This is a genomic window from Tsuneonella sp. CC-YZS046 (assembly GCF_035581365.1).
Taxonomy (GTDB): Bacteria; Pseudomonadota; Alphaproteobacteria; order Sphingomonadales; family Sphingomonadaceae; genus JAWKXU01.
In genome coordinates, this window is the sequence record NZ_CP141590.1 from 1,780,182 (window position 1) to 1,802,462 (window position 22,281).

The following is a 22,281-nucleotide window of genomic DNA, read 5'->3' on the forward strand; positions in this document are numbered from 1 at the left end:
GACGCCCGGGTAGCTCAGTTGGTAGAGCACATGACTGAAAATCATGGTGTCGGTGGTTCGATTCCGCCCCCGGGCACCACAACCTTTGGTTGTGCTGCCCTTCCTTCATAAGTCAGGTTCGAGCAAAGCTCGAACCGGGGCGCTACTGCCATTGGAAGTGCCGCCTTGACTTCAGCCCGAAGTCAGAAGCCATTCAGCACGGATCGGCCAGGAACATCGCCCGGAACGGCACGTTCCAGCAAATCCGGCCCGGGCGCCGCGCAGCGGGCGATCCGTCCGGAACCCGAATGTCGAGGGAGAACAGACCTGCGCGCAGTCTGGGAAATCATCTGGGCACTGACCGGCGGCTTGCTGATGGCCATGGCCACGGTGGGCGGAGCCGTCGCGGCCTTCTGCGCGATGTCGGCCGGAGGCTGCCTGTGGTGGCGGCAGAGGAAGGGCCGGTCCCGGCCGGAACCCTGAGCCGGGAAACCGCTGCCCCTGACAGAGACACCAAGGCTCGCACCTGCTTTCGCGAAATATTTTCCCCGGAAAACCGCGCGGCACGGCGGCGCCAAGGCAAATATGCCTTGTTATGGTCAGGTTTAGCTTGTTAGCCCCGCAGTCCGGCGAATGGCGCCAATCGGGAGAGAAATGATGTCGGCCTATGATTTGAACGGACGCGTGGCAATCGTCACCGGCGCAGCCAAGGGAATGGGGGAAGCCCATGTCCGGCTCATGGCCGAACGCGGCGCGGCCGTAATCATTTCCGATCTCGATCCGAAGGGCGAGGCCGTGGCGGAAGAACTGCGCCAGTCCGGCGCTTCGGCCCGGTTCGTCAAGCATGACGTAACCGACGAGGAACAATGGGCGAAGCTCGCCGCCGATGCCATCGCGGAGCATGGAAAGATCGACATATTGGTCAATAATGCCGGCCTCGCCGATCTCCAGCCGGTGAACGAAGCGACGGCGGCAGATTTCCGCCGCATCTTCGACGTGAACGTGATGGGCGTGTTCCTGGGCTGCAAGCATGTGCTGGAAGGCATGAAGGCGGCGGGCCGCGGCTCCATCATCAACATCGCCTCGGCCGGCGGAATGCAGGCGCTGTTCCCAAATCTCTCCCTCTACACCGCATCCAAGGGGGCCGTGCGCATGCTGACCAAGGCGGTGGCGGTGGATTATGCGCAATACGCCATCCGCGTGAATGCGGTGAATCCGGGGTTGATCCACACCTCGATGAACGAGGAATATCTCAAGGACCCGGCGATGTGGCCGACGATGCTGGGCAACACGCTGTTCGACCGGCCCGGAAAGGCGACGGAAGTGGCGGAAGCGGTGGCATTCCTGGCATCGGACGCATCCTCCTACATGACCGGCGCCGATCTCACGGTCGATGGCGGCTGGACCGCCAACTGAGGAATGGTCCGGCAGCACCGCATCTGCATCGCGAGGATGCCGGATGCAGAAGTTGCCGCGTGATGCCCGGAGGGCGAATATGAAAACCGAAGGTCCGCTGGCAGGCGTCCGGGTGCTCGAACTCGGCACCGTCCTGTCCGCCCCGCTGGCGACGATGTTCCTGGGCGATCAGGGCGCGGACATCATCAAGGTCGAGACGCCCGGCGGCGACCAGCTTCGCCAAAGCGGCAACCGCCGGCAGGGCGTGCGCGGATTGGGAACGATGTTCCTCAACGCCAATCGCAACAAGCGGTCGATCGCGCTCGATCTCAAGGATGCCGACGATCTCGCCATTGCCCGCAGGATCGCGGTCCAATGCGATATCGTCGTCCAGAACTTCCGGCCCGGCGTCGCCGACCGGCTCGGCATGGGCTATGAAGATCTCCGCCGGCTCCGGCCGGACCTCATCTACATCTCGATCAGCGGCCTGGGGGAAACCGGCCCGGAATCACGCCGCCGCGTCTACGATATCGTGGTCCAGGGGATAGCGGGCTACGCAGGCGCTCAGGCGGGCGGCCCGGGCGGCGAGCCATCGACCATGCGCACCACGGTGGTGGACAAGACCACCGCGCTGTTCGCCAGCCAGGCGGCGACCGCGGCCCTGTTCGCCCGCGAACGCACCGGCAAGGGGCAGCATATCCGGATCAGCATGCTGGATGTCGCCCTGTCGTTCATCTGGCCCGAAAACATGAGCGCGGCCACCCTGATCGGCGAGGACGTGATCGACGGCGGCAATCTGGCGAATGTGCGCTACTGCTATCCGACCGCAGACGGCCATATCCTGGTCGGCTTCGTGTCCGATGACGAATTTGCCGGGGTCTGCGGCGTGCTGGGTTGCCCGGAACTGGCCGCCGATCCGCGCTTCGACACCATCGGCAAGCGGTTTGCCAATGCCGCGCAGCTCAACGATCTGGTCGCGCGGCGGCTCTCGCTCCATCCCACCGCGCACTGGCTGCCCTTGCTGGAAGCCGCCGATGCCGTGTTCGCCCCGGTGAACTGGCCGGACCGGATCACGGAGGACCCGCTGATCCGCGACGGCGGCCTGCTGGAGGAGCATCTGCACCCCGTCGCGGGCGCCTACCGCCAGCCGATCCATCCCGCGCGCTTCTCGGAAACCCCGGCCAGCCTGCAAAGGCACGCTCCGGAACTGGACGGAAACAGGGAGGAGATACTGGCGGAATTCCAGATCACGCCCGGCCAGACTCGTTCCGGTTCCGGTTGAAGCGGAACGAGTCAGGAAATTCATTCGTTTTCCGCGATTTCCGAGCCTTGCTGGACCCGGTCGATCCTCAACACCCGCTCATGGCCGCTGCGGTCCGGCCAGATGATCGATTGCCCCTGGCGCAGCCCGATCAGGCCCGCACCTATCGGCGTCAGGATTGATATGCAATTCGCCGCGATGTCCGCATCCTTCGGATAGACCAGCTGGACCGTCCGCTTCGCGCCGCTCGCCTCGTCGCTGAATTCGACGGTGGAGTGCATCGTCACCACATCCGCGCCGATCTTCTGGGCGCTGCATATCCGGGCGCGGGCAATCTCGTCGAGCAGCATCCCGCTCACTTCCGGCAAGCGGTCTTCGACCCCCATCGCAAGGTTGGTCAAGGCATCCGCTTCCGTGTCGATCATATCGATCGGGGGCCGCCGGCGGGCGGTATTTCTGGTCATGATAAGGCTTTCCGGTTGGCAGGGGGCACGGCCCAATCGCCGTGATGCAGTCGAGCGAGAGTTCACCCCGGGCTCGGGGCGTGACGCACCGGAACCCGGGGCTATTTGCCCGCGAGCAGTTGGCCTCCGTGATATCGGAACCGGGAAGGAAGAAGAATATATCCAGCCATCGGCCCGAAGCTGTCACCGAAGCAGGGCCAAGTCAATCGCCGTCCATCCGGCCCTCAGCGCGCGCTGTCCTCGATCGCCTCCATGTCCTCGTCCGAAAGGCCGAAATGATGCCCCACTTCATGCACGACGACATGGGTGATAAGCTCTTCCAGATCTACTCCGGTTTCCGCGCATTCATCCAGCAGAGCCGCGCGGAAAAGCGTGATGACCGGCGGAAACTCGCCCGATTCCCAGATCGACTGGTCACCCACGGGCCGGCCCTGGTAAACCCCGCTCAGTTCCAGCGGATCGTCGATGCCGAGTTCGGCCAGCGTTTCCTCATCCGCAAATTCCTCCACGCGAAAAAGCGCGCCTTTCAAATATGCGCGGAATATTTCGGGCAGCCTTTCGACCGCGCGCAGCGCCAGCCGCTCCATCGCCGCGATGTCGGGCATGTCAGGCAAGGTTTCGTCCATGGCTGGTTAGGGTCGGGACCTATACTTCAAAACCCGGGGCATTGCACCTCTATCCGGGCCATCCGGATCGATCGAAAACTGTCCATCTGGACAATTGCCGGAAGTCTGACCTATCCACGCAAGGCAAGGTGGGGCCGGAAGCGCCGCCCGGCGGGATAGCGCGCCAGGCAGGCCGCGATGGACGAGATGGGAGAGCATGATGGAAGTCGATGTCGTCGTGATAGGTTCTGGCGCGGCCGGTTTGACCACGGCCGTGGTGGCCGCGAATGAGGGCCTGAAAGTCCTCGTGGTGGAAAAGGGCGAGCTGTTCGGCGGTACGACCGCCATTTCGCTGGGGGCGCCGTGGATCATCGCCAACCCCCGACAGAAGGAGATGGGCCTCGAAGACGACGCGGCGGCCGGCGAAACCTATCTGCGCAGCGTCCTCGGCAATCTCTACGATCCGGCGAAGGTCGAGGCCTATATCGCGTCCGGCGCCGAGATGGTCGAATATATGGAAAGCAGGACGCATGTCCGCTGGAAAGGCGTGCCGATGCCGGACTACCTGTCGGAGCACGAAGGCTTTCGCTACGGCAGGACCATGCTGGTGGAAGCGTTCGACGGCAGTGTCCTCGGAGAATACCTGCCGCAGATGCGCGTTCCGCTGCCCGGCTTCGTCGCCTTCGGCAGCATGCAGATCGACATCCTCGAAATCGACCGCTTCAAGCAAACTCTCAAGGGGCTGGACAATTTCCTGTTCGCCGCCGGCCGGGTGCTCCGCTACGGCCTTGATGTGCTGCGCTATGGCCGCGGCTCCTATCTCGCCAATGGCAATGCGCTGGTCGGCCGGCTGCTGCGATCCGCGCTGGATGCGAAGGTCGAGCTGTGGCGCAGCGCGCCGGCTGTCGGCCTGCTCACCGAAGATGGCGCGGTCACCGGGGTGACGGTGGAGCGTGATCGCCAAAGGGTGACGGTGAAGGCGCGGCGCGGCGTGGTGCTGGCCAGCGGCGGCTTCGGGGCGAACGAGGAACTGCGCGGGAAATTCATACCCAGCGCAGATGTGCATGTGTCCGTCCAGCCCGAGGAAAATGCGGGCGACGGCATCCGCCTGGGACAGGAAGCCGGCGGCGCACTGGGTGAGGTCAACCCCCAGAACGGCGTGTGGGCGCCTGTCTCCGTCTTCCGCCGCAAGGACGGGCGCCTGCTGAAATATCCGCATTTCGGGCCGGACCGGGGCAAGCCCGGCTCGATCATCGTGGACGAAAGCGGCAAGCGCTTCGCCAATGAGGCGGCGACCTATCAGGATTTCGTCAATGTCATGCATGAGCGCGGCATCAAGCGCGCCTTCTTCATCGGCAACCGTCAATTCCTGCGCAGCTACGGCATGGGGCTGGCCCTTGCCGCGCCCTATCCGCTCCGCGATCTGGTGTCGCAGGGCTATCTGGTCGAAGCGGCGACGCTGGGCGAGCTGGCCGGGAAGATCGGCGTGCCTGCGGCGGCGCTCGAGGAAACCGTCGCGCAGTTCAATGTCCATGCCGCCAAGGGGGAAGACCCGCAATTCCATCGCGGCGCCAGCGCCTACGACCCGTCGCAGGGGGATTTCACGCATGAGCCGAACCCCAATCTCGCGCCGGTGGGCGAAGGGCCGTATTACGCGATCACTCTGTATCCTGGGGATGTGAGCACTGTCCTCGGCATGAAGACGGATGCCGACGCGCGCGTGCTGGACGCGGGCGGAAACCCCATCCCGGGCCTCTATGCGGTCGGCCTCGATCAGAACACTGTGTTCCGGGGGGTCTATCCCGGTGGCGGCTCCGGCATCGGCCCCGGCATGACCTTCGGTTACAGGGCGGCGCGTCACCTCGCGGGGACCGACCGCTCCGCATAAGGCGGCGATGAACTGCAATCGCGTTCACCCCTCGCCCTGTGCAGACCAAATGCTCAGGGCGAGGGGGCTGACGTTGCCCCGGCTGCATGCTTCGCGGCCCGCTCGCTTCCCTCGCCAAACCATTGATCCATCCCGATTAAACCCCTGATTCCAATCATTTTTTATTGCAATAAAAATCCATCCCTGTTGCCGAAAAGTCACCCTTTCGGCAAAGCTGTGCATGTCTATTTTTTTGGGCTTGAACCGCGCCGCTTGCCTAAACTATTAAATTGGTAAAATTTGAATCAATTCCAACAAGCCGGGTTCGCCCGGCTCGCTTTCAGGAGAGGGAACCATGAGGCACTTCAAGACTCTTGCTCTATATGCAGGCTGCGCAACCACCGCCCTGCTGGGTTCGGCCCTGCCCGCCTTCGCGCAGGACAGCGATACGCAGCGCGGCGCCGGCGAGATCGTCGTCACCGCCACCAAGCGCGAGCAGAGCCTGAACGACGTCGGCATCAGCGTCGCCGCCATCAGCGGCGCCCAGCTCCAAGCACAGCGTGTCGCCGATGTGTCGGACCTCGCCAAGATCACACCCGGCCTGACCTTCGCTCCCACGCCGAACGCCACTCCGGTCTACACCCTGCGCGGCGTCGGCTTCTACGATTCCTCGCTGGCTTCCTATCCGGACGTCAGCCTCTATCTCGATCAGGTGCCGCTGTCGCTTCCGGTCATGTCGTCCAAGACCGCTTTCGACCTTGAGCGCGTCGAAGTCCTGAAAGGCCCGCAAGGCACGCTGTTCGGCAACAACGCCACCGGCGGCGCCATCAACTTCGTGGCCGCGAAGCCGACCAACGATTTCGAAGCCGGCGCGAGTTTCAGCTATGGCCGCTTCAACACCATCGAGACTGATGGCTTCATCAGCGGCCCCATCACCGAAGGCGTCAAGGCTCGCCTTGCGGTGCGCGCGGAGAATGGCGACGGCTGGCAGAAGAGCTATACCCGCGACGACAGCAACGGGAAGCGCGACAATATCGCCGGCCGCCTGCTGATCGATATCGAGCCGACCAGCGACCTGAAGATCTCGCTCAATGTGAACGGCTGGCGCGATCAGGACGATCCGCAGGCGCCGCAGCGGATTGCCTATACCCCCCAGAACGACGTGTCCGGCGCGCCGGTTTCCAACGTGTTCACACCCAGCCCCGGCGGCCCGGTTCCCTTCGCGCAGGCAAGCTACCCGAATGCCCCCCGCAACGCGCGGGCGGCGGACTGGACGCCTGAATACGCGCCGGAGCAGGACAACAAGTTCTGGCAGGCTTCCGGCCGGATCGACTATGATTTCGGCGGGATCACCCTCACCTCGCTGACCGGCTATTCCGAACTGGATTTCCAGAACACCACGGAAGGCGGCGGCACCGCGCTGGTCGATCTCGACCTGCGCGACGATTCCGGCAAGATCAAGAGCTTCACCCAGGAAGTGCGCCTGAGCAACGACGCATCCAACCGGCTGCGCTTCACCATCGGCGCGAACTACGAAAAGACCAGCGTCTATGAGAAGACCTATTTGGCCTATCGGGACACCAGCTCGACCTATGTGAACGGGATCACGGTCAGCAGCTATTGGTCCGATCAGGACATGAAGAACTACGCGGCGTTCGGTAATCTGGAATTCGACGTCACCGATCAGATCACGCTGAAGGGCGGCATTCGCCAGACCAAGGCAAAGCGCAAGGCGCACTCCTTCAACGGCGACATGCCGGAATATCCGATCACCCCGCAGGACGTTACTTTCGTCGGCACCCCGGGCGTGACGCTGACCAACTTCTTCAATGCGCTGTATGGCGTAATCGGCCCGATCTATGGCGGGCCCAGCTATGCCATTCCGACGATTACATCAGGCGGCTCGATCATTCTCGACACGCGCGGCGTCAATCTGGCCGATCCCAGCCAGAGCACTCCGGTCGATCCGTCGACCTTCCTGACGGCCGCTCCTGTCGACGTGTCCCTCAACGAAAACAGCACTTCGTGGATGCTCGGCGCGGACTTCAAGCCGAACGACGACCTGCTGCTCTACGTGAACGTTTCCAAGGGCTACAAGGCCGGCAGCGCTCCCCACGTTTCAGGTTCCATCTTCGATGCCTATTCCACGGTGAAGCAGGAATCGATCCTCGCCTACGAAGCGGGCTTCAAGGCCGACCTCGCCGATCGCAAGATAAGCCTGACCGGCGCCGGGTTCTATTACGACTACAAGAACAAGCAGACCCGCGCCAAGTTCGTCGACCCCATCTTCGGCGCGCTCGACAGGCTGCTGAACGTTCCCAAGTCGAAGATCTGGGGTGCGGAACTGCAGCTTGACGCACGGCCGGTTCCAGGCCTCACCCTGTCGGCTTCCGCGACCTATCTCAACGCCAAGGTGAAGAAATACGAGGGCGCGATCGGCATCGAATCCATCGAAGGCTTGCTGTTCCCGGTCAATGCATCCTTCAAGAACGTTCGCCTGCCCTATGCGCCGAAGCTGCAGTATTCGGCCCGCGCCGATTACGAGTTCGATCTCAATTCGAACCTCGTCGGCCTGCTCGGCGTCGGCGTGAACGGCCAGACCAAGAGCTATTCGGCCCTGGTCGTGCAAGGATCGGACCTGTTTGGCGCCCCCTCTGATCTCTACGACATCAATGCCCGCACCCTGGTGAATGCCAATATCGGCGTGGGTTCGTCGGATGGGAAATGGCGCGTCACCGTGTGGGGCGAGAACATCTTCAATAAATATTACTGGGTCAACGCGACCCAGGCCTACGACACCTTTGTGCGCTATACCGGCCGCCCGGCCGAATATGGCGTGACCGTTGGCCTGAAATTCTGATCCAAGCTGACACATGCCGGGCGCCCCTGCGGGACGCCCGGCATGCAATCTACCCTATGCTGGCGGGGTTGAACCGAATCCCCCGTTTGCATGGAATGGCAATGGGGAAACCTGAGCCAAGCGTAATGTCGCTTTACCGTTGCGACATTACTCTACTCCATCGGCCGGAAGCGAATTCGACTGTCAAGTGTCGCTTGACACGCGACGAGATGCCGCCCATAAGTCGCCTGCAACCTGACTCATGGAAATCGAGAGCATCACTCACAAAGCACTTCGCAAGTTGGTTGAAACCGGCAACATAAAGGGCGTGATTGAACCTCGCCGGGTTCGCAACATGATCCAGTTCATTGTCGATGCTGGCAGCTTCGATGAGCTTGCCACTCCTCCGAACTTCGGGTTCCATGCTCTCAAGGAAAAACGCGTCGGCACTTTCGCAATGATCGTCACCAAGAACTGGCGGATGACATTCGCCAAGGTCGATGAGCAAACCATCGCCAACCTCGATCTGGGGGACTACCATTGATGGCTATTCAGATGCACCCCTCGCTTCGCATCCCTGCCGGTGTGTGGCTCAAAGAGGAAATCGTTGAGCCTTACGGCCTCACGGTCACGGGTGTTGCCGACCACCTCAAGGTCAGCCGCCAGAACATGAGTGCGCTCCTCAATGGCAAGACCGGCCTGTCCGCCGAAATGGCAATCAGGTTTGAAAAGGCATTCGGCATCAAGGCCGACACGCTCATGCGTATGCAGTCTGCTTACGAATTGGCTCAGGCGCGCGGGCATGAAGATGAGATCGACGTGAAACGCGTGCCCGAAATCGCGTAACGGATGGAACGACGCCGCTCAGGATAAGGCACTGTTTCGTCATTACCCCGGTCCCACTCTCGTCATCCCAGCGAAGGCTGGGATCGTTGTAGGCAACGCCCTGCCCCCGCCGCCCGAGATGCCCACCGAAGGGCTGGCGTGACGAAGGCCAATATGGCGTTCCACCTTTCCTACATCGCGGAAATCTGCCTTGTCCCGAGGGATGAAACGCAGAGCATCCCGCGCCGCCCGCCGGCCCCTTAACTCCTCATTCCCGCCTGCCCCGTCAGGCATGCGGGGAAGCGCCTCCGCAAAAGGTCACACCGGACACGCACCGGATAATCGCCATGGAGCAGCGGTTCGCCTTGCGAAAGCGGGTGCGCGCAGACCGAAATCGAAATGCACATTTCCGGCGTTCTGCGTCAACCGGCGCGCGCCGCCCCTGCTTCGGGCAGCCCGCCTTTTGCTTGGCTATGCGCGCTTCTTGCCTGATCTTGCAGATGGATTGATGATTTTGCACGACAATGTCATGCCAAGCTCGAAACATCCATAATATCGGAGAGAGGCGGACGATGCATCCGGCCAAGCACGCTGAAACCAATCCCGCCAAGCCGGCGCTGATCTATCCCGATCAGGGCCTTGTCATGGATTTCGCCACCCTCGACGCGCTTTCCAACCGGCATGCGCATCAATTGCGCGCGATGGGCCTGCAGCGCGGCGATGTCGTCGCGTTCCTGTTCGGCAACGGCCCGGAAGTCTTCATCGCCAGCTGGGCCGCGCAGCGCTCCGGCCTTTACGCCACCTCGATCTCCAACCGCCTGAGCGCAGCCGATGTCGCCTATATCCTCCGGGATTCCGGCGCGAAACTGCTGCTCGCGTCGGACAGTCTGGCGGAGCTTGCCGCCGCCGCGACAGTGGACCTGCCCGATCTCAAGGCCTTCCTGTGGAACGCGCAAGACGGCAGGCTCGGGAACTGGTCCGCATTGGCCTCGACCCAGCCCGCCAGCCCGATCGCCGACGAAAGCGCGGGCAACGACCTGCTCTATTCCTCCGGCACCACCGGCAGGCCGAAGGGGGTCAAGCCGGTGCTGCCCGAAGGCCCGATCCACGACGAAACCCCGCTGACGCGGATGGGCAGCAGCCTCTACGGGATGAGTCCGGATACGGTCTATCTTTCGACCTCGCCGATGTATCATGCCGCGCCGCTGCGCTGGGCGCTCACCGTCCAGCGGCTGGGCGGCAGCGTGGTGATGATGCATCGCTTCGACCCGGAGGAAGCGCTCAAGCTGATCGAAGCCCACAGGATCACCCATTCCACCTTCGTTCCCACCCATTTCGTGCGGATGCTCAAGCTGCCGGATGAGGTGCGGCAACGCTACGATGTCGGTTCGCTGGAGGCGGTGATCCACGCGGCCGCGCCCTGCCCGGTCGATGTGAAGCGCGCGATGATCGAATGGTTCGGCCCCGTGCTGCATGAATATTACGCGGGGACGGAGACTTGCGGCATCACCGCGATCAATACCGAGGAATGGCTGCGCAAGCCCGGCTCGGTCGGCCGGGCCGTGCTCGGCACGACGCGGATCATCGGTGAAAACGGAGAGGAATTGCCAGCCGGGGAAACGGGCCAGATCTTCTTCTCCGACGGGCCGAAATTCGAATATCTCAACGATCCCGAAAAGACCGCGGCCGCCCATAACGACAAGGGCTGGGCAACCATTGGCGATATCGGCCATGTCGATGAAGACGGCTTCCTGTTCCTGACCGACCGCAAGAGCTTCATGATCATCTCGGGCGGGGTGAACATCTATCCGCAGGAAATCGAGAATGTCCTCGTCACCCATCCCAAGGTGCTGGACGCGGCAGTGTTCGGCGTGCCGGACGATGAAATGGGGGAGCGGGTGCTGGCGGTGATCCAGCCGGTGGCCGGCGTCGCCGGCGATGCCGCGCTGGCGGACGAGCTGCGGCAATTCACGCGGGAACGGCTGGGCGGAGTCAAGACCCCGAAGGACTTCGATTTCCGGGAAGAATTGCCCCGCGAACCTACCGGCAAGCTGATGAAGCGCAAGCTGTTCGACGAATACCGGCAGGCCGCCACCAATGCCGGATAGGCGCGGAAAAGGCGGCGCTATTGCAGCCCGGCGGAGCGCCAGGCGCTGGGCGTCTGCCCGGCGAAATTGCGGAACGCGCGGGTGAAGTGGCTCTGGCTCTTGAAGCCCAGCGCATCGGCCACTTGCGCAATCGACAGGCCGCTGCTCGCCAGCAATTCCTGCGCCCGTTCCAGCCGCGATTTCATCACGAACTTGTGCGGGCTCATGCCGGTGGCCCGCTTGAATACGCGGCAGAAATGGGATGGCGTAAGCCCCGCCTCCTCCGCCAGCGCCTCGACATTATGGTCGGCTTCAGGCCGCTCCAGCACGGAGTTCATGATGTGATGGATGCGAAAGGCCGAAAATTCGGACGTCGGGAAGACGGGGGAATTGCCGGTCAGCGGGCCATGCAGCATATGCGCCTTGAGCGCCTCCACCAGCGTCGAGACATAGACCTGACGGTCAGCGGTTTGCGGGGCATACAGCTCGGCCAGCACCTGGCGGGTCAGGGCCACGCCCAGCGGGTCGGAGAAGGCGAAGCGCAAGCGCTGGAACTGGTCGAGACCCGGCGCCGCGTTGAATTCATGCGAGGCGATGCTCAGCGTGACCACATCCAGCTCGCCATCCACCAGCCAGCCGGTGGGCCGGCCCGCCGGCACGATGGTCGCGCAGCCGGGAATGGAGCTTGCCTCGCTCCAGCCGTCCCGCAGCCAGGTCTTCACCTTGGGCTTGCCGCCGATATGCACCACGAAGGTCGGGTTCGGCAGCGCGGGCAATTCATAGCTGCCGACGAATTGCCGCCAGCGCGACAGGCGCCAGCTACGGTCCTTGCCGCCCAGATCGATGTCCGCGCCACGGCCCAGGACATCGGAAATGATCTCCTCGTTGGTCCAGGTTTCTCCCATCGCACCGGCTCTCAGGCAGGCCGCAGAACCACATTCAGATCCTTCACTCCATTGATGAAATTGGACCTGAATCGGCGCGACGGCGCAGTTATCTCGAAAGAGGTAACACGATCCGCCAGTATTTCGAAGGCCACCCGCAACTGCATCTCGGCAAGGCGCGACCCCACGCAGACATGCTGCCCGGAACCGAAACCCACATGGGGTATCCTCTCCCGGGTCAGGTCGAACCGGTCGGCGCGATCGAACACGCTTTCGTCCCGATTGCCCGAGGCATACCACAGCACCACCTTATCCCCTTTGGCGATGCGGGCGCCGCCCAGTTCCGTATCCTCGGTGGCGGTGCGGCGCATATGCAGCACCGGGCTGGCATAGCGCACCATCTCGGCCGCCCCCTTCTTGAGTATCTCGGCGTTCTGGCGGACCAGCTGCCATTGGTCCGGATTGTCGGAAAAGGCGCGGACGGTGTGGGAGAGGGAATTGCGCGTGGTTTCATTGGCGCCCACCAGCACCAGGATCAGATTGCCGAGGAAATCGCGATAGGGCACCGGCTCGCCGCCCACTTCCATATTGGCGAGCAGGGTGGCGATATCCTCGCCCGGCTGGGCGCGGCGCTGGTTGAACAGTTCCTCGGCGAAGGTGAAGAATTCGGTGAGCGTCGCTGCCATCGCTTCCGGGCTCTGGCGGAAATCCGGATCGTCCTCGCCCACGAAGGCGTTGGTCCAGTGGTAGAGCCGGGTCCACATCTCCGAAGGAATGTCGAGCAGTTCGCACAGGGTGAGCAGCGGCAGCGGCGCGGACAGCAGGGGAACGAGATCGACCGCCTCGCCCAGCGGAATGGAATCGATCAGCCGTTCCGCCCGTTCGCGGATACGCATCTCGATCCCGCCCAGCCGGCCCGGCGAAACCGCGGGCATGATATGCTTGCGATACTGGGTGTGGACGGGCGGATCGATGGAGATGAACGGAATGCCGATGGCGCTGGCCCCCGCATTGGTCAGCCCCACCTCGTTCTCGTTGAAGATGCGGTGCCCGCCGTTCTTATGGGCGGACGAAAACAAGCCGGGGTTGCGGGACACTTCGATAATATCCGCATGACGGGTGACGGCCCAGAACCCCGCGCCATCCACTTCCGGGTTCCAGTGCACGGGATCGACGCGGCGCAATTCCGCGAATACATCCCACGGCACGCCCCGCTCGTAAAGGCCGGGGTCCTTGAGATCGACAGCCAACGCGCTTTCCATGGTCACTCTCCCCTAGGAGGGTTTCCCGCCGGGATTGGCGGGCAGATTGTCAAAGCGGCCTTCCGGCCGGAGCTTCGCATAGGCAGGAATGATCGGCGCCAGCTCCGCCGGGGTCGCGCCATGCAGGATCACGCCGTTCACGCCGAGGTCGAACTGGCCCAGCACCTTGCGGGCGCATTGCTCGGGCGAACCGCTGGCGGCGGGAGCGAGCCATTCGCCAGGCAGCAGCTCGGCGATCCGCTCAAGCTGCTCATGGGTCGCGCGGGCATCGACCCATCCGCCCATGTTGGCGATCACGGGCGCTTCGCGGAAACGCTTCAGCACTTCCTTGTCCCAGCCGTTCGTCTCCACCAGCAAGTCGCCATAGACTTGCAGATAGGTGGCGAGCCTGCCGACGCTCTTCTTCAGGTAGAGCTTCGGCTCGAGATGATCGCCCAGGGTGGCGAATACCGACCAGATGCGCAGCCGGTCCGGATCGCGGCCCGCCCGTTCCGCCGCGTCCCTGGCGATCCGCACCAGCCGGGCGGTGCCTTCCTCGCCGATATAGGTGTGCAGGATGATCGCGTCGAACACGCCCCCGGCGAACTCCACGGTCTTGGGGCCGAAGCCCACCAGCCCGATCGGAATGTCCTCGTCGAAGGCGGGGTCGAGCTGCAGCACGGGGAAGCGGCCGATCTCGCTCTCGTAATTCTCCACGCGCTCGCCGCGCCACAGCCGGCGGATCAGCGCCACGAATTCCGCCATCTGGGAATTGGTGGCGGGGGTAAGGCCGAAGGCCTTGATCTGGGGGATGATCCCGCGCGCGATACAGGGCAGGTAACGCCCGCCGGTGAGCCGGTGCATGGTGGTGGCATGGGCCGCGAACGGCATCGGATGGCGGGTGTTGTGGTTGGTGGCGGCGAGCGCGATGCCCAGCTTTTCCGTCACCGCACCGATGGCGCCGCACATGGTCGCGCCTTCCTTCACGTTGAAGCGTTCGGACAGGAACGTCGCGCCCAGCCCCAGCGCCTCCGCCTCATGGCATTCCGCGATGGCATCGCGCGGGCTTTCGACATGGCCGCCCAGCGCGTAATAGCCCAGCTCGTTGAATACCGTGGCGGCATATCTCGCTACATCGTTCATTCCATTATCCTCTTCCAGGCCGCGCGCTCACGCGCGTTCCCTCAGCAGTTCGACCCCGTTGCAATCCCGGACATGCCGGACATGGCGGTCCAGCATGGTCAGGAACATGCGGTCGCCCCGCTCGGTGCGCTTGACCAGCATCGCCGCGCAGACGGACACGACGATTCCGGCAAAGGTGAAATGGCGATAATCCCGGGCAAGATCCTGCTTGCCATATCCGGTCACGCCGCGGGCCAGCAGTTCATCGTGGTAGGTATCGAGCAGGGAGTTCTCCACCGCGCGGCGCTGCTCCGGATCGAACCCGCCGCCAATGACATAGGCGACATCGAGCGCGTTGAACCCCAGCGCCACCGATTGCCAGTCCAGCACCGCCAGCCGGTCCGGCGCGAACAGCATGTTGTCCGCGCGGAAATCATTGTGGACCACGCAGCGCGGGCGGTCGAGCGGGGCGGAATAGCCATCGTAGAATTCGGCGAAATCGTCGCAGGTGGCGACATGATCCGGCGACAGCATGTCCATATAGCGCTCGCGGAAACCGGGCCACATCTGGCGAAACACTTCGGCCGGGTAGAAGGCCTGCGCGATCCTGCCGGTTTCCAGCCAGGCAAAGGACGGTTCCTCCGCGCGGCCCCAGAACGAGGCATGGAGCCGCGCCGCTTCCAGCATGGCGCGCCGGGCATCCTCCACGCTCATGCCGGTCAGCTGGTTGCCCGGCTTCGCGCCTTGCACATCCTCCATCAGAATGAAGAAACTGCCGTCATCGGCCAGGCCGGTTGCATAGACGCCCGGCACGTCGACCAGCGCGGTGGCCGCCAGCTCGCGATAGAAGCGCACCTCGCGCTGATAGAGAGACCAGCTCCCTGCGATTTCGCGGCTGGAGGGATCGGACGATGCGATCTTGCACACCACGGAACGCGGCTCGCCATCCCGCGCGGCGTCCCCCTCGAACGCCAGCCGGTAGGTTTCCGCGAGCTGGCCGGTGCCGATCGGGCTTACCGCGACCGATTGCGGATCGAATTGCGGCGCGACTTGCCGAAGCCACGCCAGTCCCAGCGAATCCCGGGTCGGGATCTTGTCGTCATGCACTTGCAGGAACGCCTCCATCGGGTCGTCCCGCCCTTGCTTCCGGGCTTTCCTAGCGGCAGCCGAAGCCGCCAGTTGCCAACCCACCAGGGCGGATCATCCTCTTCCAAACACAGGGGCATTCCTACACCCTGCGCGCGAAGCTGGCATTGCTCTCAATTGCCCGAAAATTTGACCATTCTTGCGGGCATGGAAATCAGGGGAAAATCCCTGAGGCCCGACCCGCGAAAATCCGCCTTTCGCGCCCCTTACGGGCGCAGCGCCACCAGCACTTCGCCATATTCCACAAGGTCGCCATTCTCGAAGAACACGGCCTGCACCACACCCGCGCTTTCCGCGACCACCGGCGTCGTGCGATCCAGCACGTTCAGCACGCCCAGCGCGTCGCCGGCGGCAACCTGCGCGCCCGCTTCCACGCTGCGGGTGAACAGCCCCAGATGCGGCGCGCTGACGGATGTCGTGGCGGCATCTGCATCGACCTCGCCTTCGGCCTGCGTTGCCTCAAGCAGGGGATTGGGCTTGCCACCCGGCTTGGCCATGAATATCTGCCAGTCGGCCGATCTCACGCAGAGGTCCAGCCATGGCGATTGCCTGAAGTCGCGCAGGATTGCCCGGATTTCGTCGACTGGCTGGCTCATCCCGCGCGCTCCTCCATCAAGGCAAGCATCGCGGGCAGAACCGGGGTGGTGAAGAATCGGCTCGCCCCCGCCTTCGCCGCGCCGCGCACCACCTCCGGGTTGCCGAGGCTGCGGCCGCGCACCGCCGCCTGTCCGGCCACGGCCTGCGCCAGTTCCTCGACAGAACCTTCCGCAAGCACCCCGTCCACATCCAGCGCGGCGCCCGCGCCATCCGCGTCGAGCGGCTGGACCGCGGCTCTGATCTCCGCCGGCAGCCATTCGATCAGCTTGCCGAGATAGGGATCGGCGGTTTCCGTGGGTATCTCGGTCGGCAGAAGCCCGGCGAACACCTTGCCTTCGCCGCCGTCGATCGTCACCTGCTGGCCCACCCGGTCGGTCAACCCCGCCCCGGTGCCGACCACGCAAGGGCGGCCGAGGGCACGGCTGACCACAGCCGCGTGGGAGGTCGAGCCGCCCTGCTCCGTCACCACGCCGCGCGCGGCAATCATGCCGTGCACATCGTCCGGACTGGTGGTCTTGCGCACGAGGATCACATCCTCGCCCGCCGCCGCACGCTTTTCCGCTTCGTCGGGATCGCCGACCAGCACGCCGGAGGCCGCGCCGGGGCAGGCCCCCTCGCCCTGCGCGATCAGCTCGGAGTCGTCGCCACCCGCGAGGCGCGGCAGAAGCACGGCCACCGCCTGTTCGGCCGTGACCCTGGACAAGGCCGTGGCCGGGTCGATCCGCCCTTCCTCCACCATATCCACGGCAAAGCGGATCGCCGCCTGCGGCGCGCGCTTGGCCGAGCGGCTCTGCAGCAGGTAAAGCTGGCCGGACTGCACCGTAAATTCGATATCCTGCACGTCGCCATGCTTGCGTTCGAGCAAGGCGGACGCTTCGAGCAGCGCGGCATGGGCCTGCGGCTCCCGCTCCTTCATCGCATCAAGCGGCAGCGGCGTGAACTTGCCCGAAACGACATCCTCGCCCTGCGCGCGCGGGAGATACTCGCCATAAGGCACATTCTCGCCGGTTAGCGGATTGCGGCTGAACAGCACGCCCGTGCCGCTCCGCTCATCCAGATTGCCGAAGATCATGGCCTGCACCGTGACCGCCGTGCCGAGATCGTCGGAAATATTGTTATGCTGGCGATAGCGCTTGGCGCGGCGGGTGTTCCAGCTGTCGAACACCGCCTGGATCGCCGACATCAATTGCTCGCGCGCCGAACCCGGCAATGGCGCGCCGAGCGAAGCCAGTTCCTCGCGCCATGCGGAAGGGGCCTTTGCGGCATCGAGTTCGACCGGCTGCTTGAGCACGATGGCCGAATACAGCTCCACGAAACGGCGATGGGTGTCGCGGGCGAAGTCGGCCATGCCGGTTTCCGCCGCCAGCGCCGCCTCGCCCTCATCATCGATGCCGAGATTGAGCACCGTATCCATCATGCCTGGCATGGAGATCGCCGCGCCCGAACGCACGGAGAGCAGCAAGCGCTTCTCGCCCTGGCCGAAGCTGCGGCCGATCCGGCCTTCGAGCCAGGCGAGCGCGCTGTCGATCTCCTGTTCCAGCCCGGCCGGGAAAGCGCCGCTTTCCAGATAGGCGAGGCAGGCCCTGGTGGTGATCGCGAAAGCGGGGGGAACGGGCAGGCCCAGCGCCTGCATATCCGCGATGGATTTCGCCTTCCCGCCGACCAGATCGCGCGTGACTTCGGTTTGCCCGTCAAGCAGGACGGACCACGAATTACCGGACATTCTCAATCTACTCCTGCCGCTCGCGGCCCATGATCCGCAGCAGATCCTCATGCAGCTCGAACCACACGGTGTGATAGCTTTCGCGCCGGATATCGCTCACCCATTCGTGATCGCCATCCTCGGCCGCTTCGAGCGCAGCCAGCAGCTTCTTCCCGAAGATGGCAAGGCGCGGCAATTGCGCTGCAAGCCGCTTGATGATCGGCTCGACCTGCTCATGCACCGCGCCCAGCCGGTCGATGATCCCGGCGTCATAATCCGGATCGGAGTGATCGTTGGCGACTTTCTTCCCACCCACGCTCATGGTCTGCCAGTCGGTAATCACTTGCTTGAGCGCAACATTGACCCGCTCGAACGCCTCGTAAGGCTGCACGAAGGCCGGGTTTTCCCGCAGATCGCCATAATGCAGCGAATAGCGCGAGCGCAGCGCCACATCCGTCAGCGGAGTCAGCGCGTAGCGATCATTATGCATCACCGCCCGCCCCGTCTCCACCGCACGCGCCAGCTCACGCTCCACCGTTTCCAGCGGCAGGCCGACGATCCCGGCGATCTCGGAAGGTTCGGAGTGGCGTTTCAGCGCAGTGCCATGCAGCACCGTGTCGCGGACATCCATGGTCAGCCCTCCCCGACCAGCCAGACGCGGGCCGTGCGCTCCACGTTGTTCTGATAATCCTCCGCCGTCTTGGCGGCGGCGGTGGCTTCGATCGTCACGGTGTCGCCATCGCGAATACCGGTGATCTTCGCGTTCATCACGCAAGGAATGTTATATTCCCGCGTCAGGATTCCGAGATGGGAACGGACCGTGCCGCCCGCGCAGATCACGCCCGCGAACTGATCGATGATCGGCGCGGTCAGCGTGCCGCCCGAATCGTCGATCACGGCGATGGTGCCGGGAGGAACGCCCTCGGACAGATAGGACAGCACCCGTTCGTTGGAACGTATATAGCGTGCGACTCCGGTCACATCTTGATTGTGGCGAACGACATTGTCGCCCACTCCACGCAGCGTGCGCCCCTGCTCATCGGCATCGGCGGTCGGCGCATCGGGATGGGCGAACATGAAGTTCTCCGCATCACCTGCGGCGCCATCCTTCGGCTTGTAGATTTCCGGCCGTTCCTCCGCCGAAATGGAAGCCGACCAGTCAAACCGATGGCCGCTCGCCAGGATGCGCTGCTCGATCTCCTGCATCATCCCGGCAGTCACGAGGCTGTCATTGCCGCGCATGGCGAAGTGGTTCCATTCCTGGCCCGATTGATGCCACGCCTCGCGAATCTTCTCACGCAGCAGACCCAGAGTCGCCTCCACCAGCGGCGAAGCGACCGGCCGTTGATACTGGACGGAATCGATTGGCAGCTTTTTCAAGCCACACCCCTCCTTTTCTTTCGTTCCGAGAACTTGCCCCTTATAGACGGCAGAGACAATAGCCGGGAAATTGTCGGACGATATTGACTGATTATCTTGAATTGTTCAAGGCCCTAATCGCATATGATCGAAGATGGAAGGATAAAGGCGGAGTGAGCAAGGGAATGCGCATTCTCATCACCAATGATGATGGGATCGATAGCGAGGGAATCCGTTTGCTGGAAAGGGTTGCTCTGCAATTCTCGGACGATGTCTGGGTCGTGGCCCCGGACGGGGAGCGCTCCGGCGCCGGCCACGCCATCTCGATCTCCCATCCGATCCGCATCCGCAAGCGCGACGATCGCCACTTCGCCGTGCAAGGCACGCCCACCGATTGCGCCTTGCTGGGCATTCACGAGTTGATCGCCGGCAAGCAGCCCGACGTGGTCCTTTCCGGCGTCAACCGCGGCCCCAACCTTGCCGAGGACGTCACCTATTCCGGCACCTGCTCCGCCGCGATGGAAGGCGCCGTGCTTGGTATTCCGGCCATCGCGCTGAGCCAGTTCTACCGCTACCAGGGGCAGCTCCACTGGCCCACGGCAGAGAGATACGCGCCGGTCGTGCTCGAGCAATTGCTGAACATGGACTGGCAGCACGGCCAGTTCGTGAACGTCAACTTTCCCGAATGCCCGCCGGAGGACGTCAAGGGCATCCGCGTGACCAGGCTGGGCCTGCGCCCCGGCGGATCGTTCCGCCCGGTCGGCCGGGTGGACGAACGCCACGTCCCCTACTGGTGGATCAAGATCAATTTTCCTGACGGCGGGCACGAGTTGGAAAACGACCTGCAGGCGATCCGCGACAATGAAGTGTCGGTCACGCCCCTGCGCCTCGATATGACCGATTACCACGGGATGGAGCGGCTCCGCACATTGTTCTGAGCAGTGCGCGGCAAAAACAGCCGCCCATCGCTTGGCTTCAAACCGATTGAACGTTAGCCTCACCAGAAATTTGACCATACATCATCGAAGGCTGCGGATACGATGGCCGCCCGCATTCTGGCAGCGTTGATTGCAGCGGTCGCGTGGATCGGCCTCGCGACGCAATTCCGCGCCAGCCTTGCCGCGCTTCATACAGTGCCCGCGACACTTTGGGCGATGCTGCTGTATTTCACCGTTATCACCAATCTGCTGGTTGCGGTCATGTTCACCGCCTTCGCATTGCGCCTCTCCAGGATCGCCACCCCTTTTTCCCTGGGCGGGGTCACAATAGCGATCCTGCTTGTGGGGATCGTCTACAACACGCTGCTGAAGGGCCTGGTCGAGCTGAGCGGCGGGGCGAAACTGGCCGACGCGATCAACCACAGCGTAACGCCCGTCACCGTAACCCTGTTCTGGCTTTTCGTGGCGGACAAGGGCCGCCTCGGCAAGTGGGCGCCGATTCAATGGGCGGGCTTTCCCCTGCTCTACTTCGTCTATGCGCTGGCGCGCGCATCGCTTGATGGCAAATATCCATACCCCTTCATGAATGTCGAACAACTGGGCTGGCCGCAGACGCTTGCCAATGCGGCGATCATGGCACTCGGCTTCGTGGCCGTGGGGTTTGCCATGCGCTGGCTGGACCGACGCCTTGCCCCCAAAGCCGTTACGGACTGAAAGCCCAGCCAGCCAGGCCGCCAAGGATAACCAGTGCCGGCGTGACCAGCTTTCCCTTGAGCAGCCACACTGCCGCGACACCGACCGCGAACAATGCAATGGCCGGCCCCACGTTGGAAACGCGTTCGAAAGTGGACCAGCTCAATTGCAGCCAGGTGGCGCCGATTACCCCGACCACAGCCGCCGCCACGCCGCTCAACAACCGATGAAGCGCGAGATTTTCCACAATCGCCTCCAATCTTTCGAACAGAATCAGGGAGAAAGCGAAGGCAGGCAGGAACATCCCTGCCGTTATCGCAAAGGCACCGCTCCAGCCGCCCGCGACGTAGCCGGCGAAAGTCGCGAATATGACGAGCGGAGCCGGCAAGGTTCCGGCCAGGGCCACGCCATCGAGGAAGCTGGCATCCGAAAGCCAGCCCCGGCCGACCGTATCCGCGCGCACATAGGGGATCGCCGTGTAGGCTCCGCCAAAAGTGAGCAGACCGCCTTTCAAACCGGCGAGAAACAAGTCGAAGGAGTTCGCCTGCCCATGCGATATTGGATCGGGAGCGACAGGATCGGGCCCTGATAGCTGAAGCGCCCATGCGAGCGCCATGGCGGCCAGCAGGACCGCCACCACTGCGGCTTTCCGCGTGGAGAAGGCATAGACCAGACCCGCCGCAACCAGCGGTATCCAGAACGGGACCGCGGCAAGGGTCGCCAGAAAGCTGGCGCCGGCAAGAAACCACAGGAGCCAGTCCCCCAGGGCATGGCCGCCAATTCTCTGGACCGCGCGCAGGATGATCGCGAGAACGACGATCTGGATACCCAGCATCGCCGCGGCGGTGCCGGGATGGCCGAGTATCCAATGCTGATACAGCCAGCCGGCAAGCAGCATCAGCACGAAACCGGGCAGCATAAAGCCCAGACCGGCAAGCAATCCCCCAATCCGGCCGCGCGCCATCATGCCCATATGCACGCATAATTCATGCGCTTCCGGCCCGGGAAGTATTTGCATGACCGCAAGCAGGCGATTGAAGCGCGCAGGGGAAATCCAGCGCTCCTCGTCCACCAGCGCATGACGGATCATTCCGATCTGCGCGACCGGACCGCCAAATGCGAGACAACCGAACCGCAGGAATTTCAGGAACAGTTGGATAAGGCCCAACCGGTGGGGAAAAGGATCAGATATCGTCATCTCAAGCACGCTCCGACCGCGAACGCGGATAATGGAGCGGAACTTGGACGCATGCGTCTGATCGGGCGTCCGCATTGCC

At 63.5% G+C, this 22,281-nt stretch carries 20 protein-coding genes and 1 tRNA gene; 10 read left to right on the forward strand and 11 right to left on the reverse strand.

Annotated features, from left to right (window positions below):
* The first annotated feature begins 3 nt into the window (after nt 1-3).
* The 3 genes from U8326_RS08835 to U8326_RS08845 all read left to right on the forward strand — a co-directional run bounded on the left by U8326_RS08835 (nt 4) and on the right by U8326_RS08845 (nt 2,656).
* A tRNA-Phe gene (locus tag U8326_RS08835) sits at nt 4-79 on the forward strand.
* A gap of 554 nt (nt 80-633) precedes the next feature.
* Nucleotides 634-1,395: a glucose 1-dehydrogenase gene (locus U8326_RS08840; RefSeq protein ID WP_324739794.1), complete on the forward strand. Its 762-nt coding sequence runs from the start codon at nt 634-636 to the stop codon at nt 1,393-1,395.
* Nucleotides 1,396-1,474: 79 nt separating this feature from the next.
* Nucleotides 1,475-2,656, forward strand: a complete 1,182-nt coding sequence (locus U8326_RS08845; protein WP_324739795.1) for a CoA transferase — start codon at nt 1,475-1,477, stop codon at nt 2,654-2,656.
* 20 nt (nt 2,657-2,676) lie between these two features.
* Here the strand turns inward: U8326_RS08845 and rnk are convergent, their stop codons facing one another.
* Together rnk and U8326_RS08855 are read right to left on the reverse strand one after the other, a co-directional pair.
* Nucleotides 2,677-3,099 carry a nucleoside diphosphate kinase regulator gene (gene rnk / locus U8326_RS08850; RefSeq protein WP_324739797.1) on the reverse strand — a complete coding sequence of 141 codons (423 nt, stop codon included), beginning with the start codon at nt 3,097-3,099 and terminating at the stop codon, nt 2,677-2,679.
* 224 nt (nt 3,100-3,323) lie between these two features.
* The gene (locus U8326_RS08855; RefSeq protein ID WP_324739799.1) at nt 3,324-3,725 is read right to left on the reverse strand and encodes a metallopeptidase family protein; all 402 of its coding nucleotides are present in this window, start codon (nt 3,723-3,725) and stop codon (nt 3,324-3,326) included.
* 112 nt (nt 3,726-3,837) lie between these two features.
* Between U8326_RS08855 and U8326_RS08860 the strand changes: the two genes are divergently transcribed.
* From U8326_RS08860 to U8326_RS08880, 5 genes are all read left to right on the forward strand, one after another.
* The gene (locus U8326_RS08860; protein ID WP_324743567.1) at nt 3,838-5,592 is read left to right on the forward strand and encodes an FAD-dependent oxidoreductase; all 1,755 of its coding nucleotides are present in this window, start codon (nt 3,838-3,840) and stop codon (nt 5,590-5,592) included.
* 334 nt (nt 5,593-5,926) lie between these two features.
* A complete protein-coding gene (locus U8326_RS08865; RefSeq protein WP_324739800.1) occupies nt 5,927-8,431 on the forward strand; it encodes a TonB-dependent receptor in 2,505 nt (834 codons plus the stop codon).
* Nucleotides 8,432-8,672: 241 nt separating this feature from the next.
* The gene (locus U8326_RS08870) at nt 8,673-8,954 is read left to right on the forward strand and encodes a type II toxin-antitoxin system RelE/ParE family toxin (RefSeq protein WP_324739801.1); all 282 of its coding nucleotides are present in this window, start codon (nt 8,673-8,675) and stop codon (nt 8,952-8,954) included.
* On the forward strand, nt 8,954-9,256 hold the full coding sequence (locus U8326_RS08875) for a HigA family addiction module antitoxin (protein WP_324739802.1): 303 nt from the start codon (nt 8,954-8,956) through the stop codon (nt 9,254-9,256). The genes U8326_RS08870 and U8326_RS08875 overlap by 1 nt, the downstream gene beginning before the upstream one ends.
* Nucleotides 9,257-9,807: 551 nt before the next feature.
* Entirely contained in the window at nt 9,808-11,343 is a 1,536-nt protein-coding gene (locus U8326_RS08880; protein ID WP_324739803.1) for an acyl-CoA synthetase, read from the forward strand.
* A gap of 17 nt (nt 11,344-11,360) precedes the next feature.
* Here U8326_RS08880 and U8326_RS08885 read toward each other — a convergent pair whose 3' ends face one another.
* The 8 genes from U8326_RS08885 to U8326_RS08920 form a co-directional block, all read right to left on the reverse strand.
* Nucleotides 11,361-12,227 carry an AraC family transcriptional regulator gene (locus U8326_RS08885; protein ID WP_324739804.1) on the reverse strand — a complete coding sequence of 289 codons (867 nt, stop codon included), beginning with the start codon at nt 12,225-12,227 and terminating at the stop codon, nt 11,361-11,363.
* Between the two features lie 11 nt (nt 12,228-12,238).
* Entirely contained in the window at nt 12,239-13,468 is a 1,230-nt protein-coding gene (locus U8326_RS08890) for a cytochrome P450 (RefSeq protein WP_324739806.1), read from the reverse strand.
* Nucleotides 13,469-13,480: 12 nt separating this feature from the next.
* The gene (locus U8326_RS08895) at nt 13,481-14,590 is read right to left on the reverse strand and encodes a TIGR03857 family LLM class F420-dependent oxidoreductase (RefSeq protein WP_324739808.1); all 1,110 of its coding nucleotides are present in this window, start codon (nt 14,588-14,590) and stop codon (nt 13,481-13,483) included.
* A gap of 27 nt (nt 14,591-14,617) precedes the next feature.
* On the reverse strand, nt 14,618-15,760 hold the full coding sequence (locus U8326_RS08900; RefSeq protein WP_324739809.1) for an aminoglycoside phosphotransferase family protein: 1,143 nt from the start codon (nt 15,758-15,760) through the stop codon (nt 14,618-14,620).
* Between the two features lie 161 nt (nt 15,761-15,921).
* The gene (locus tag U8326_RS08905) at nt 15,922-16,311 is read right to left on the reverse strand and encodes an acetyl-CoA carboxylase biotin carboxyl carrier protein subunit (protein ID WP_324739810.1); all 390 of its coding nucleotides are present in this window, start codon (nt 16,309-16,311) and stop codon (nt 15,922-15,924) included.
* Nucleotides 16,308-18,035 (reverse strand): pyruvate, phosphate dikinase, encoded by a 1,728-nt coding sequence (locus U8326_RS08910; RefSeq protein ID WP_324739812.1) that lies wholly within the window; start codon nt 18,033-18,035, stop codon nt 16,308-16,310. Before U8326_RS08910 ends, U8326_RS08905 begins: the two co-directional genes overlap by 4 nt.
* Nucleotides 18,036-18,042: 7 nt before the next feature.
* On the reverse strand, nt 18,043-18,645 hold the full coding sequence (locus U8326_RS08915; protein WP_324739813.1) for a hypothetical protein: 603 nt from the start codon (nt 18,643-18,645) through the stop codon (nt 18,043-18,045).
* Between the two features lie 2 nt (nt 18,646-18,647).
* A complete protein-coding gene (locus U8326_RS08920; protein WP_324739814.1) occupies nt 18,648-19,394 on the reverse strand; it encodes a PEP-utilizing enzyme in 747 nt (248 codons plus the stop codon).
* A 152-nt stretch (nt 19,395-19,546) separates the two neighbouring features.
* Between U8326_RS08920 and surE the strand changes: the two genes are divergently transcribed.
* Together surE and U8326_RS08930 are read left to right on the forward strand one after the other, a co-directional pair.
* The gene (gene surE, locus U8326_RS08925; protein ID WP_324739815.1) at nt 19,547-20,311 is read left to right on the forward strand and encodes a 5'/3'-nucleotidase SurE; all 765 of its coding nucleotides are present in this window, start codon (nt 19,547-19,549) and stop codon (nt 20,309-20,311) included.
* Between the two features lie 102 nt (nt 20,312-20,413).
* A complete protein-coding gene (locus tag U8326_RS08930) occupies nt 20,414-21,025 on the forward strand; it encodes a Pr6Pr family membrane protein (protein WP_324739816.1) in 612 nt (203 codons plus the stop codon).
* Here the strand turns inward: U8326_RS08930 and chrA are convergent.
* Nucleotides 21,015-22,172: a chromate efflux transporter gene (gene chrA, locus U8326_RS08935; RefSeq protein ID WP_324739817.1), complete on the reverse strand. Its 1,158-nt coding sequence runs from the start codon at nt 22,170-22,172 to the stop codon at nt 21,015-21,017. The two genes, U8326_RS08930 and chrA, sit on opposite strands and share 11 nt — an antisense overlap.
* Nucleotides 22,173-22,281: the final 109 nt, after the last annotated feature.